General features: G+C 73.4%; 14 protein-coding genes. 7 read left to right on the top strand and 7 right to left on the bottom strand.

The features are described from left to right. From AB0I76_RS11220 to AB0I76_RS11205, 4 genes are all read left to right on the top strand, one after another. Window positions 1-920: adenylyltransferase/cytidyltransferase family protein (locus tag AB0I76_RS11220; protein ID WP_357033314.1), on the top strand; the 920-nt coding region annotated here is incomplete at its 5' end. A 100-nt stretch (window positions 921-1,020) separates the two neighbouring features. Next, a complete protein-coding gene (locus tag AB0I76_RS11215; RefSeq protein WP_357033311.1) occupies window positions 1,021-1,722 on the top strand; it encodes an SDR family oxidoreductase in 702 nt (233 codons plus the stop codon). Continuing rightward, window positions 1,719-2,672, top strand: coding sequence for a glycosyltransferase family 9 protein (locus AB0I76_RS11210; protein ID WP_357033308.1), 954 nt, complete (start codon window positions 1,719-1,721; stop codon window positions 2,670-2,672). The genes AB0I76_RS11215 and AB0I76_RS11210 overlap by 4 nt, the downstream gene beginning before the upstream one ends. Then, on the top strand, window positions 2,656-3,639 hold the full coding sequence (locus AB0I76_RS11205) for a DNA topoisomerase IB (protein WP_357033305.1): 984 nt from the start codon (window positions 2,656-2,658) through the stop codon (window positions 3,637-3,639). Before AB0I76_RS11210 ends, AB0I76_RS11205 begins: the two co-directional genes overlap by 17 nt. A gap of 173 nt (window positions 3,640-3,812) precedes the next feature. Here AB0I76_RS11205 and AB0I76_RS11200 read toward each other — a convergent pair whose 3' ends face one another. The 3 genes from AB0I76_RS11200 to AB0I76_RS11190 all read right to left on the bottom strand — a co-directional run bounded on the left by AB0I76_RS11200 (window position 3,813) and on the right by AB0I76_RS11190 (window position 6,763). Beyond that, on the bottom strand, window positions 3,813-4,847 hold the full coding sequence (locus AB0I76_RS11200) for a helix-turn-helix domain-containing protein (RefSeq protein ID WP_357033302.1): 1,035 nt from the start codon (window positions 4,845-4,847) through the stop codon (window positions 3,813-3,815). An 80-nt stretch (window positions 4,848-4,927) separates the two neighbouring features. Then, window positions 4,928-5,953: a helix-turn-helix domain-containing protein gene (locus AB0I76_RS11195; RefSeq protein WP_357033299.1), complete on the bottom strand. Its 1,026-nt coding sequence runs from the start codon at window positions 5,951-5,953 to the stop codon at window positions 4,928-4,930. Window positions 5,954-6,010: 57 nt separating this feature from the next. Continuing rightward, complete coding sequence (locus AB0I76_RS11190) at window positions 6,011-6,763, bottom strand: TetR/AcrR family transcriptional regulator (protein WP_357033296.1); 753 nt, start codon at window positions 6,761-6,763, stop codon at window positions 6,011-6,013. A gap of 99 nt (window positions 6,764-6,862) precedes the next feature. Here AB0I76_RS11190 and AB0I76_RS11185 point away from each other — a divergent pair, with 99 nt between their 5' ends. Both AB0I76_RS11185 and AB0I76_RS11180 read left to right on the top strand, forming a co-directional pair. After that, window positions 6,863-7,831 (top strand): ATP-binding cassette domain-containing protein, encoded by a 969-nt coding sequence (locus AB0I76_RS11185; RefSeq protein ID WP_357033293.1) that lies wholly within the window; start codon window positions 6,863-6,865, stop codon window positions 7,829-7,831. Further along, window positions 7,824-8,588 (top strand): ABC transporter permease, encoded by a 765-nt coding sequence (locus tag AB0I76_RS11180; RefSeq protein ID WP_357033290.1) that lies wholly within the window; start codon window positions 7,824-7,826, stop codon window positions 8,586-8,588. Before AB0I76_RS11185 ends, AB0I76_RS11180 begins: the two co-directional genes overlap by 8 nt. A gap of 64 nt (window positions 8,589-8,652) precedes the next feature. Here the strand turns inward: AB0I76_RS11180 and AB0I76_RS11175 are convergent, their stop codons facing one another. The 4 genes from AB0I76_RS11175 to AB0I76_RS11160 all read right to left on the bottom strand — a co-directional run bounded on the left by AB0I76_RS11175 (window position 8,653) and on the right by AB0I76_RS11160 (window position 12,112). Continuing rightward, window positions 8,653-9,156, bottom strand: a complete 504-nt coding sequence (locus AB0I76_RS11175; RefSeq protein WP_357033316.1) for a hypothetical protein — start codon at window positions 9,154-9,156, stop codon at window positions 8,653-8,655. A gap of 73 nt (window positions 9,157-9,229) precedes the next feature. Beyond that, window positions 9,230-10,861: a RecQ family ATP-dependent DNA helicase gene (locus tag AB0I76_RS11170; protein WP_357033287.1), complete on the bottom strand. Its 1,632-nt coding sequence runs from the start codon at window positions 10,859-10,861 to the stop codon at window positions 9,230-9,232. 67 nt (window positions 10,862-10,928) lie between these two features. Then, window positions 10,929-11,879, bottom strand: a complete 951-nt coding sequence (locus AB0I76_RS11165) for a TIGR03557 family F420-dependent LLM class oxidoreductase (protein ID WP_357033284.1) — start codon at window positions 11,877-11,879, stop codon at window positions 10,929-10,931. Between the two features lie 110 nt (window positions 11,880-11,989). Beyond that, complete coding sequence (locus AB0I76_RS11160; protein ID WP_357033281.1) at window positions 11,990-12,112, bottom strand: hypothetical protein; 123 nt, start codon at window positions 12,110-12,112, stop codon at window positions 11,990-11,992. Between the two features lie 175 nt (window positions 12,113-12,287). Between AB0I76_RS11160 and AB0I76_RS11155 the strand changes: the two genes are divergently transcribed. Continuing rightward, window positions 12,288-13,353: glycoside hydrolase family 3 N-terminal domain-containing protein (locus tag AB0I76_RS11155; RefSeq protein WP_357033278.1), on the top strand; the 1,066-nt coding region annotated here is incomplete at its 3' end.

Here is a 13,353-nt window from a genome sequence, read left to right as displayed (position 1 = left end):
CCACCGGCACCCACTGGTGCGAGGAGAAGAAGCTGCCCGGGTCGCTCACGGTGACCGTCTCCGAGGAGGAGCCCGCGCCGAAGGCCAACGGCGCACTGCTCTGCCACGCCGGGTCGACGCCGTTGGTGGTGCCGGCACCGGCCACCGCCGACGGGGACACCTGCGGAGCCGGGGACCGGTTCGCGGCCACCGCCACCCTCGCCCTCGCGCGGGGCGCGCTGGTCTCGGAGGCGGTGCAGGAGGCGGTCACCGAGGCGACGGCGTACGTCGCGGGTGGGGGAGTGGCGACGGCGCTGCCACCGCCGGTGCGGCCGTTCCCGGACACGGTGTCCGGCCCGGGCGCGGACCGCGTCGGCGTGGTGGCGGCCGCCGCCGTGGTCTCCGAGGTACGCGCGGCCGGTGGCACGGTGGTGGCCACCGGGGGCTGCTTCGACCTGCTGCACGCCGGTCACGTGGCGACCCTCCAGGCGGCCCGGCAACTCGGCGACTGCCTGGTGGTCTGCCTCAACTCCGATGCCAGCGTGACCGGACTGAAGGGACCGGATCGGCCGGTGGTGCCGCAGGGCGACCGCAGCCGGCTGTTGGCGGCGCTGAGCTGCGTCGACGCGGTCATGATCTTCGACGAGCCGACACCGCACGGGGCACTGTCCTGGCTGCGGCCGGACATCTGGGTCAAGGGCGGCGACTACGCCACCGGCGGGGGCGACCCGGTGCTGCCGGAGGCGGAGATCCTGCGTCGCTGGGGCGGACACACGGTCGTGGTGCCGTACCTCGACGGCCGCTCGACGACCAGCATGATCGCCGCGGCCCGCTCGCGTGGCACGGACGGGTCCCCACCGGCCGGGACCCGGCTCACCGACACGGTGCCGGCGGCCGGTTCCGTGCTGCGCCGCCCGCAGACGCCGGAGGGGACGCGATGAGCGCGAAGCGGAGTGCCGGCATGAGCGAGCGGGAGCGAGCGAATCGTCAGCACGGTGCGGCGGTGCCTCATGGCGGCACGCAGCGAAGCGGAGTGCCGGCATGAGCGCCGGGGCGCGCGGCGTCGGGTCGACGGTGCTGGTCACCGGCGGTTCCAGCGGTCTGGGCGCGGCGGTGGTGGCGGCGGTGGCCCGCGCCGGGGGGCGCCCGGTGGTGCTGGACCGGCGTCCGCCCGCCGACGGGGTGCCGTGGGTGGAGTGCGATCTGGCCGACAGCCGGGCCGCTGAGGCGGCCACGGTACAGCTCGCCGAACGCTCCGGCGGGCTGGACGCCGTGGTCACCGCCGCCGGCATGGACGTGCCGGGCAAGCTCACCGACGTCCCGGCCGAGACATGGGACCGGATCGTGGCGGTCAACCTGCTCGGCACCGCTGCCGTGGTCCGGGCGGCGCTGCCGTTCCTGCAGGCCTCCCATGGGACGGTGGTGACGGTGGCGTCGACGCTCGGGATCAAGGCCGTCAGTGACGCCACCGCCTACTGCGCGGCGAAGTTCGGCGTCGTCGGATTCACCCGCGCGCTGGCCGCCGAACTCGCCGGCCGCGTCGGCGTCACCCTGCTCATCCCCGGCGGCATGCGCACCGCCTTCTTCGACGACCGCGACGACCAGTACAAACCCGGCCCCGACGCCATCCTCAACGACCCCACCGACACCGCCGCCGCCATCATGTTCGCCCTGTCCCAACCCCCCGGCTGCGCCGTCCGCGAAATGATCGTCTGCGCCGAACAGGAATCCTCCTACCCGTGATCCTCGTCCTACGCGCCCTCGGCGTCGGCGACCTCGCCACCACCACACCCGCCCTCCGCGCCCTCCGAGCCGCCCACCCGGACCAGGAACTCACCCTGATCGCGCCGGGGTGGCTCACCCCCCTGGTCGACCTCATCGGGGGCGTCGACCGGATCATCGACGCCCCCGGCCTCGGCCCCCTGCACTGGACCGGCCCCACCCCCGACCTCGCGGTCAACCTGCACGGCCGCGGGCCGCAGTCGCACCGCATGCTCGCCGCCACCCGACCCCGCCGCCTCCTCGCCTACGCCAACGACGACGCCGACCACCACGATGGACCGGCGTGGGACGACGCCGAACACGAGGTGCACCGCTGGTGCCGGCTGCTCGGGGCGTACGGGATCGAGGCCGACCCGACCGACCTGGCGCTGCGCAGGCCGCCGCCGGGTCGGGTGCCGACCGGGGTGACCGTGCTGCACCCCGGCTCCAAGGTGCCCGCGAAGCGCTGGCCGCCGGAGCGGTTCGCCGCCGTCGCCCGGCACCTCACCGCCGCCGGCCACCACCTCGTCGTCACCGGCGACCCCACCGAACGCCCCCTGGCCCACCACGTCGCCCACCTTGCCGACCTCCCCACCGAGGCCGTCCTCGCCGGCCACACCGACCTGCACGACCTCGCCACCCTCACCGCCCACGCCCGCCTCCTCATCTCCGGCGACACCGGCATCGCCCACCTCGCCACCGCCTACCACACCCCCTCGGTCCTCCTCTTCGGACCCGCCAGCCCCGCCCACTGGGGACCACCACCGGACCGCCCACGGCACCGCGTGCTGTGGATCGGAGACGGTGATTGGAGCAGGTGGGACGGGGTAGGAAGCCATCCGACGTTGGCGGCGCTTCCGGTCGACGAGGTGCTCGCCGCCGTGGACGAGCTGGAACGGACGGTGCGGGTCTCCGGTGCGGTTGCGGCGTAGTGATCCGGGCAGGCCGGGGTACGGACGCCGCCGGCGCGGCAAGGGCTGGCTGTTCCTCGACCCCTCCGGTGAGCAGGTCCGCGACCCGGCGACGCTCGCCCGGCTACGGGACCTCGTCATCCCGCCCGCGTGGCAGGACGTGTGGATCTCGCCGTACCCGAACGGACACATCCAGGCCACCGGCATCGACGCGGCCGGCCGCAAGCAGTACCTCTACCACCCGGCGTGGCGGGAGAAGCGCGACGAGGCCAAGTTCGACCACGTCCTGGAGGTGGCCCGCCGGCTCCCGGTCCTGCGTGAGCGGGTCGGCAACGACCTCACCGGCCGGGGCCTGAGCCGCGACCGGGTCCTGGCCACGGTCACCCGCCTGCTCGACATGGGTATGTTCCGGGTGGGCAGTGACCAGTACGCCTCCGGCGACGACCCCACGTTCGGGGTGTCCACCCTGCGTCCCGAGCACGCCCGATCCCGGGGCGGCTGTGTCGTCTTCGAGTTTCCGGCCAAGGGCGGCATCGAGCAGGTACGCCGGATCGAGGACCCCGAGCTGTGCCAGGTGCTGACGAACCTGCGCCGCCGGCGCCGGGCCGAGGAGCGCCTCTTCGGCTACTGGGACGGCGAGCTCTGGCGTGACGTCCGCAGCGACGAGGTCAACGAGTACCTGCGCGAGGCCAGCGGCGGGGAGATGACCGCGAAGGACTTCCGTACCTGGCACGCGACGGTGCGGGCGGCCGTCGAGCTGGCCACCGTGGGCCGGCAGCGGTCGGCCACCGCCCGGAAGAGGGCGGTCGCCGCGGTGATGCGCGACGTGGCCGAGCTGCTGGGCAACACCCCGACCGTCGCGCGGGCGTCCTATGTGGATCCGCGTGTGGTGGACCTCTACCACGACGGCGTACTGGCGCCGGTGGCGCCGGAGACGCCCCGCGAGGAGGCCGAGCGCCGGGTGCTGGAGTTGTTGGAGGACGCCTGACCGGCCCCGCCCACGGGTCCTGGGGGAGACATGGACGGGACCGGGGCCAGTGGACGTTCTGGGGGGTCCCGGGCGGCCGCCCGCCGTCACTCGACGGCGGGCGCCTCGCCACGGCCCCCGATGACGAGCCGGGCCGCGAGGTCGAAGACCTCTCGCGACCGGCTGCGTCATGGTCAGTCTGCCTCCGGCGAGTTGACCGTGGACGCCGGGCGGTTGACGATCTGTGCCAGACCTGCGCGTTCGGCTCGCCAGCTCTGCGGTGTCACGCCGTGCGCGGCCCGGAAGACCCGGCTGAAGTGCGCCTTGTCCGGAAAACCCCAGCGAGCGGCAATCGCCTGGATCGACAGCGTGCGCAGACCCGGGTCCGCCAGATCGTGCCGGCAGCGGGCCAGGCGCAGGTCCCTGATGTACGAGGCCACGGTGGATTCCTCGGCCTCGAAGAGCCGGTGGAGTGACCGCAGCGAGATGTGGTGGGCGTCGGCGACGACCTGGGGGGTGAGCCCGGCGTCCCGGAGATTGCGCTGGATGTACGCCTGCACCTGGGTGGCCAGGGCGCGGCGACGGACATCGGAGGGAACGGCGTCCTCGGCCACCAGGTGCCTGCCCAGCAGGGTGGACACGAGGTCGAGCCCGACCGTGCCGAGGCGGTCGGCATCGGCGGCGTGGTACTGCTCGGGGTGGGTGGTGACCTGGAGCATGAACTGCGCCAGCAGGGCGCCGATTCCCTCGGTGCCCGACATGCGCCCACCCAGCAGGGGCGCCAGCCGCTGCGGCGGCAGCGGCAGCATGGCGTGCGGGATGACCGCCACCACCGACCGGACGTCCTCGCGTCCGTTGGCCCCGCCCTCGTGCCGCACGCGATGCGGCAGCGAACCGTCGTAGAAGGTCAGCTCACCGGGGTGTAGGACGCTGCGTCGGCCCTCCTGGGTGGCCTCGCTGTCGCCGGTGCCGACCAGCGCGAGCAGGTACATCTCCGGGTCGGACCGCCGGATCAGCTTCTCGGTCCGGATGCCGTCCAGCGACGGGTAGCGATAGTTGACCAGCGTGATCGGACCGAGTGCGACCTGCTCCGCCCGTGCGGAGAAGTCGTCCGCGTGCTCGGTCCGGATGTGCAGCGGCGCCGTCGTGCGGGCGACCAGGTCCAGCCACATCCCGAAGCGGTCGCCCGCCGGCACCACGGTGGTGTCGATGGTGGTCCGCTGCAGCATCCGCCGCCTCCTGCCTCTGCGTGTCCGTTCCGCCATTCTCCACGGCCCGCGGTCACCGGCCCACGGTCACCGGCCCACGGTCACCGGCCCGGAGGCTCGGGTGGCCCGTCCGGTGGGCGCGGGGCGGACGGCAGGGCCCGGTACGCCTGGGGCGACATCCCGTAGGCGGCGCGGAAGGCGCGACTGAAGTGGGCCGGGTCGGTGAACCCCCAGCGCCGCCCGATGCGGTGCACCGGATGGTGCCGCAGCAGGGGGTCGGCGAGGTCGCGGCGGCACCGGGCGAGCCGGCGCCGCCGGATCGACGCGGCCACCGTCTCCTGGTCGGGTTCGAAGAGCCGGTGCAGCGTACGCAGGGAGATGTGGTGCGCCTCGGCCACGGCCTGCGGCGTCAGGGCGGGGTCCGAGAGGTGCCGGTCGATGAACGCGTGCACCTGCGCCAGTGTCGCCAGCTGCCGTATGTCGGGCGGCAGGTCGTGCTCGGCGTCCAGGTGGTGGGCGAACAGGGTCGCCACCAGGCTCAGGGTGACGTCGGCGAGGCGTGGGGCGTCGGTGGCCTGGAACTGCTCCGGATACCGGGTGATGTGGTGCAGGTGCATGGCCAGCAGGGCTCCCGGGCCCTCGGTGCCGGACATGCGGGCCGCCGCCAGCCGGTCCACCCGGTCCGGGTGCAGCGGCAGCAGCGTCCGGGGGATCCCGACGGTGAGTGAGGCGGCCAGCTCCTGCCCACCGTGCAGGCTGCGGTGCTCCAGCCGGTGCGGACGACCCCAGTCGACCAGGGTGAAGTCGGACCGCGACATGGTGGTGTCCCGCCGCTGGGCGCTGATCGCGCTGGCACCGCTGACGGTCAGCGCGACCTGGTACAGCTCCGGATCCGCCTGGCGGATGAGCCGCGGGGTGCGCTGGCCGGTCAGCGACTGGTAGCGGAACCGGACGAGTTGCAGGCCACCGAGGTCGACCAGGCGGGAGGTGGCCCGGAAGTCCGAGACGTGGTCGCTGGACATGGCCATCGGCGCCGAGGCGCGGAACGACATGTCCAGGAAGAACGGCCACCGGTCGGCGGGTGGCACCACGGCGGTGTCCATGATCTCCGCGCGCAAGACACTCATTCCGCACCTCCCCGTGCCCGACATTCTGGATGACCCGGTGGCGGGCCGCCTCCTGGGTCAGGTCTGCGACCGGCTCCGGACCAGCGCCTCCACGCCGTCGAGGATGCGGTCGAGGCCGAAGCTCCACTCCGCGTCGAACTCCTCCTCCTGGTCGAGCGACTCGTCGGTCAGCAGCCTCCGGATCGCCGGGTAGGGGCCGTCCCGGGTCAGCCGGGCCAGCTGCTGCCAGTAGCGGACGCCGACTTCGTCCGGGGTCAGCCCGGCCCGGCCGGCCGCCTCGCTCAGGTCCGCGGTCAACGTGGCCCAGTTGCGCGCGTACCCGCTGACCAGCATGACGGTGGAGAGCCGCTCGCCGCCGCGCAGGCCGGTGCCGTCCAGGGTGGCCAGCGCGTGCTCCATCCAGCGGACCTGGCAGGGCCCCATCGGCGGCCCGCCGATCGGGACGTGCCGGATCCACGGGTGCCGGTGGATGGTCGTGACGTTGGCCCACGCCCAGCGGGCCAGCGCCGACCGCCAACCCTCGTCGGCGCCGCGTGGTGCGGGCGGGTCCCCGTACGCCGCGTCGACCATCAGGTCCAGCAGGTCGTTCTTGGCCGGGACGTAGCGGTACAGCGACATCGTCGCCACGCCCAGCGCCCCGGCGACCCGACTCATCGACACCGCGCCCAGCCCGTCGGCCTCGGCCACCCCGATGGCGGCGGCCACCACCCGCTCCAGGGTCAGGCTGCGTTTGGGCCCCTTGCCGGGCCGTTCCCGCAGCCCCCAGGCGATCTCGACGCTCTCGGGGAGGTCGACGTCCTGCTCGTTCATCCGTGCCTCTCGGTCCGTGTCTTGACCGCCATCCTAGCTTCTGCGTATGGTGCACGCATTAAAGCGTACGTCGTACGCAGTAACGGAGAGTGGGGTGGCATGGAGGCGGTGACGACCGCGGCGGTGGAGACCGTCGCGCTGCGCAAGTCCTTCGCCGGCGTGCGGGTGCTCGACGACCTGACCATGCGGGTGACCCGGGGAAGCGTCCACGCGCTGCTGGGGCCCAACGGCGCGGGCAAGACCACGACGGTGCGCATCCTGGCCACGCTGGCCGCGCCGGACGGCGGCACGGCCCGGGTGAACGGTCACGACGTGGTCCGCGACCGGCGCCACGTACGCCGGACGATCAGTCTCGCCGGCCAGCACGCGGCCCTGGACGACCACCAGACCGGCACCGAGAACCTGGAGATGATGGCCCGGCTGGCCGGGCTCTCCCGGACGGCGGCGCGGCGGCGCGCGAGCGACCTGCTGGAGCGCTTCGACCTGACGTCGGCCGCCGGCCGTCGGGTGGTGACCTACTCCGGGGGCATGCGCCGCCGGCTCGACCTCGCCGCCAGCCTGGTCGGTGAGCCGTCGGTGATCTTCCTGGACGAGCCGACCACCGGGCTCGACCCGCGCAGCCGGCAGGGGCTGTGGGAGGTGGTCGGCGAGCTGGCCGGAGCGGGGGTGACGGTCCTGCTGACCACGCAGTACCTGGAGGAGGCCGACCGGCTGGCCGACCGCATCGCCGTGCTGCACGGCGGCCGGCTCGCCGCGGAGGGCACCGCGACCGAGCTGAAGCGCCGGTTCGGAGATCACCGCCTGGAGCTGACGCTGCGCGACGCGGACAGTTTCGCCGAGGCGGCGCTCCGCCTGGGCGACCGGGTCGCGCACCGCGACCCGGCCCGGTTGGAGCTGGGCGTCACCACCGACGGCAGCGCCCCGCACATGCGCCGCCTGCTCGACGAGGTGGACCCGGACGGACGCGCGATCACCCGGTTCGGAGTCCGTACGGCCACCCTCGACGACGTCTTCCTCAGCCTGACCGGGCAGGCGGGCCCGGCCGACCGGGAGGTGGCCGGTGTCTGAGCTGACCGTCCGGCCGGCCGACACGCTGGTCATGGTGGGGCGCTGCGTACGGCTGTCCCGCCGCAACACCGACGCGCTGCTGACCTCGTTGCTGCTGCCGGTGATCCTGATGCTGCTCTTCGTCTACCTCTTCGGCGGCGCCATCGACACCGGCAGCGCGTACGTCACCTATGTCGTTCCCGGCGTGCTTCTGCTGTGTGCCGGTTTCGGGGCGGCCTCGACGGCGGTCAGCGTCACCACCGACCTGACCAACGGCGTGGTGGAACGGTTCCGCACGATGGACGTCGGCGCCACCGCCATCCTCTTCGGGCACGTCGCGGCGAGCGTGGTCCGCAACACGGTCTCCACCGTGCTGGTGCTGGCGGTCGCGGTGGCGATCGGCTTCCGGCCGGCCGTCGACCCGCTGCGTTGGCTCGCCGCGGCCGGGGTGCTGCTGCTGTTCCTGCTCGCCGTCTCGTGGCTGTCCGCCGCGTTCGGGCTGCTCGCCCGCACTCCGGAGGCGGCCAACGGCTTCACTTTCCTGGTGATGTTCCTGCCCTACCCGTCCAGCGCCTTCGTGCCGGTGGAGACGATGCCGTCCTGGCTGCGGGGCTTTGCCGACCACCAGCCGGTCACCCCGGTCATCGAGACGCTGCGGGCGCTGCTGCTGGCCACCCCCGCCGGTTCCGCGCCGGCTCGCGCGGTGGCCTGGTGCCTGGGCATCCTGGTCGTGTCGGTGGCGCTGGCCGGGGTCCTGTTCCGCCGTCGCGTCGGCTGAGCCGACCGTCCGTACGGCACAGGGGCCGCCCTCGGGAGGGCGGCCCCTGTGCGTCGTCTCGCGATCAGTCGTTGAGCACCTGGGAGAGCCGGTCCCGGAACCGCCGCTCGGAGTCGCTGACCACGTCCCCGCCGAGGCCCAGGAGCCCGCCGCTGGACGCCGCGCCCACCACCTGCTCGGCGATCGCCACCAGCCAGTGCTTGTACGCCCCTGCCTCGCCCTCGTCCACCTTGGCGGCGAGGAGGGCGGCGGCGGCCTTCGCGCGCCCGAGCACGTCCTCGGCGAGGGCCCGGGGGTCGGCCGGCGCGATGACCGGCAGTTCCGCACCGGCCTCCGGGTCGCCCACCCGTGCGACGATCTCCCCGGCCACGGCGGCCACGAGCGGGTTCGCCGACTCCCGACCGGCGGAGATGGTCTCCAGCCCGGCCGCGCTCTCGGCCATGGTGCGCCTGGTGCCGTCGGACTCGGCGGCGCTCGCCGCGGTGAGCACCGACTGCGGGAGGCCGACCAGCAACCCCCACTCCTCGTCGGTGAAACCGAACCCGGTGTACGCCGGTTGCTCGATCACGGCAACGTCCTCCTGCTCGTCGTTCACGTCCCACCCCGGTTGGTCGACGACGACACGGCGGGGCCGGTTCAGGCTAGTCCAGGGTCAGCAGACCCTGTTCGGACACCACGCTGACGGACAGCGTCTTGTACCCCACCTCGTCGAAGAGAACCGTCATCCGGTCCTCCTCGTAGCTGAGCACCAGGCCAGGCCCCCATTCCGGATGCCGGACCTGGCTGTGCACGGGGAACGGTCCGACCGCGCCGTCGTCGGCGGTGCTGGTGCCGGCGTGGCAGTTGTCGCAGTGCCCACACACCTCGGTCATCTGCTCGCCGAAGTACGCCAGCAGCGTCTGGCCCCGGCAGGCGGTGGTCTCGGCGAAGGCGCGCATCATGTCGGTGCGCGACCGGGTCACGTTCTGCTGCCGCTCGGCCTCGGCGAGGGCGGCCGCGGCGGCGTCCACCGGCTCCGGGGAGTAGCGGGGTGCGGCGAGGCGCTGCTTCGCCCGGGGCTCGGCGGCGCCGACCTGCTCCAGCAGGGCGAGGTACTGCCCGAGCTTGCGCGGTCCCAGGCCGGTCACCTCGCGCAGCTCCTTCTTCGTCCGGGCCTGCTTGCGCAGCAGCGCGGACAGGTCGCGCAGCTCGGTCTCGTCCGGCAGGCCGCCGCTGAAGAACCGCTGCAGGCCGACGTCCTCCGCCCGCCAGAGCAGGAGCACCCGGGCCGGCTCGCCGTCGCGTCCGGCCCGGCCGATCTCCTGGAAGTAGCTGTCCGGCGAGTCCGGCAACGCCGTGTGCACCACCCAGGCGATGTTGGGCTTGTCGATACCCATCCCGAAGGCGGAGGTGGCGACCATGATCGGCACCCGGTCGGCGAGGAACGCCTCGTGCAGCTCGTGGCGGGCGCCGACCGCCATGCCGCCGTGGTAGTACTGCGACGGGAAGCCGGCGTCGGTGAGCCGCGCCGCCAACTCCTCGGCGGAGCGTCGGGTGGGCACGTAGATGATGCCCGGCCGCGTGTCGTCCCGCAGCAGCGTGATGAGCCGCCGCCACCGGTAGTCCTCCGTGGGGCAGTGCGCGACCTCCAGGAACAGGTTCGGCCGGTCCAGCCCGGAGACCACCACCTCGGCGTCACGCAGGCGCAGCCGGGCGATGATGTCGTCGCGGACCGGCGGCGAGGCGGTGGCGGTCAGCGCCACCACGGGAGGCCGGCCGATGCCCTCGATGAGGTGGCCCAGCGCCAGGTAGTCGGGTCGGAAGTCGTGCCCCCAGGCGGAGATGCAGTGCGCCTCGTCGACCGCCACCAACGCCGGCTTGAGTGACCGCACCTCGGCCATGCGGTCGGGGTTGGTCAGCTGTTCCGGGGTGATGAAGAGGAACTCCGCCCGCCCCTCGCGGATCTCGGTGATCGCCTCGGCCTGCTGGGCCGGCGACTCGTCGGAGCTGATCCGCACGGCGCGCAGTTCCGGTCGCTGGCGCTCGTTGAGCGCCGCGATCTGGTCCTGCTGGAGGGCGAGCAGCGGGGAGATCACCACGGTCGGACCGGGGATCAGGCTGGCCGGGATCTGGTAGATCGCCGACTTGCCGGCGCCGGTGGGAAGGACCACCAGGGCGTCGCGGCGTTTCATCACCGCGCGCATCGCGGCCAGCTGGTTCGGCCGCAGCGCGGTCCAGCCGAAGAGGTTCTTCGCCGCGCGGCGCAGGGTCATCGAGTGCGTGGACAGCTTCATCGAGGGCCGGAGGTACCCGGCGTGATCACCGGCGAAACCGCGACCCGCCGCACGGCCTCCGCACCGCTCACCGGACGCGGGGCAGGACCTCGCGCTGGTAGAGGTCGAAGAGGCCCTGCCAGTGCGGGCCGGTGTTGGCGACGTAGACCTCGTCGAAGCCGGCCTTCGCGTACTCCTCCAGCTTCGCCACGTGCGCGTCGGCGTCCCGCCCGCAGACGAACGCGTCCTTCATCATCTCCGGTTGCACCAGCTGGGCGGCCTGCTCGAAGTGGCGCGGCGAGGGCAGCACCTGGGACAGCTCACCGGGGACACCGGCGTTGGGCCAGCGCTCGTACGCGATCCGCATCCCCTCGTCCTCGCTGTCGGCGTACGCCGCCTTGAAGCCGGCCTGGCACGGCTTGTCACCGCCACCGCCGGACCGGAACCGCTGCACCAGCTCCGCGTCGGGGGAGGTGTTGACGTACCCGTCGCCGATCCGCGCGGCCAGGTCGACCGCCTTAGGTCCGAAGCCCGAGACGTAGACCGGCGGGGGTGTGTCCGGACGGGTGTAGATCCGGGCGTGCTCGACCGTGTAGTGCTTGCCGTGGTGGTTGACGAAGCCGCCCTCCCACAGTTCGCGCATCACCGCGACGGCCTCCTCCAGCATCTCCAGCCGCACGTCGGTCTGCGGCCAGGCGTCGCCGAAGATGTGCTCGTTGAGCGCCTCGCCGGACCCGACGCCGAGCACGAAACGGCCCTCGTGCAGCACCGCGCTCGTCGCCGCGGCCTGGGCGAGCACCGCCGGGTGGATGCGGACCGTCGGGCAGGTGACGGCCGTGGTGACGGGCAGTCGGCAGACCTGGCTGAGCGCGCCGATCACGGACCACACGAAGGGGCTCTGCCCCTGCGCGTCGGTCCAGGGGTGGTAGTGGTCGGAGATCCACAGCGCCTCGAACCCGGCCCGCTCGGCGCCGCGTGCCTGCTCGACCAGCTCGGCGGGCGTGAACTCCTCGCTGGACAGGAAGTACCCGATCTTCATCTCGTCCCCTTCGCCGTGCGCACCGGTCCAACGATGCAGCCGTACCCCGGACGTGGTCGTCGAACCCGCCTGGCGGTCCCGCGTCGCCCGGCGCGGCGCGCGGGGCGGGATCAGCGGCGGAACATCGCGCGGATCGCGGCCAGTAGCAGCAGGCCGCCGACCACCAGACCGAGCAGGCGTACGCCGGGGATGTCGGCCGGGCTCGTCGCGTCGGCCAGCAGCACGGAATCCATCCCCGCACTCTCCCCATCGGCGGCCGTCCCAGCAACTGTAAGGTTTATTGACTATTTGATCGCACGGTGTGACCATGGCTGCACCGCCGCCGGTGGCGGGCCCGCCGGGGCGCGGAGAAAAACGGGGGTACGACGGCATGGGCGAGCGATTCCGTCAGCGCGGCGAGGTGGGAGCGTGAGCGTGGGCAACCTTGCGTCGCTGGCCGCCGCCGTCCTGCAACCCGGGTTCGTGGGCACCACCCCACCGCCGTGGGTCTGCCGGTGGCTCGGCGAGGGGCTCGGCTCGGTGGTGCTGTTCGCCCGCAACGTGGTCGACCCGGAGCAGGTCGCCGCGCTGACCGCCACCCTGCGCGCCGAACGTCCGGACGTCATCGTCGCCATCGACGAGGAGGCCGGTGACGTCACCCGGATCGAGTCCGCCCGGGGCAGCTCCCGGCCCGGCAACCTCGCCCTCGGCGCCATCGACGACCCGGCGCTGACCGAGGAGGTCGCCCGCGACCTGGGCACCGACCTGGCCGCGCTCGGGGTGACCCTGGACTACGCGCCGGACGCTGACGTCAACTCCAACCCGGACAACCCGGTGATCGGCGTACGCGCCTTCGGCGCCGAGCCCACCCTGGTGGCCCGGCACACCGCCGCCTGGGTGCGCGGCCTCCAGGCCGGCGGGGTGGCCGCCTGCGCCAAGCACTTCCCCGGGCACGGCGACACCCGGGTCGACTCACACCACGACCTGCCGCGGATCACCGCCGACCGGGCCCGCCTGGACGCGGTGGAGCTGGCGCCGTTCCGGGCCGCCGTGGCCGCCGGGGTGCAGGCGGTGATGACCGGTCACCTGCTGGTGCCCGCCCTGGACCCGGAGCTGCCGGCGACCCTCAGCAGCCGCATCCTGACCGGGCTGCTCCGCGACGAACTGGGCTTCTCCGGCGTGGTGGTCACCGACGCGGTGGAGATGCGGGCCGTCGCCGACCGGTACGGCTTCACCGGCGCGGCGGTACGCGCCCTGGCCGCCGGTGCCGACGCGATCTGTGTCGGTGGGGAGCACGCCGACGAGGAGTCGGCCCGGCGCCTGCGGGACGCCATCGTGGCCGCGGTGGTCTCCGGCGACCTGCCCGAGGAGCGCCTCACCGAGGCGGCCAAGCGGGTCGGCCGCGGTGATGCTGCGGGGGCATGTCCCACTCCAAGACCTCTACCGCCGGTCGGCGGCGTGGTCCGTTGTCTCTGCCGTGCCGTGGGTGGTCGGA

Origin of the sequence: Micromonospora sp. NPDC049799, from assembly GCF_040656655.1 — a bacterium.
Classification (GTDB): domain Bacteria; phylum Actinomycetota; class Actinomycetes; order Mycobacteriales; family Micromonosporaceae; genus Micromonospora.
The sequence above is the reverse complement of the archived record's forward strand: the minus strand, read 5'-3'. Positions and strand labels throughout refer to the sequence as shown.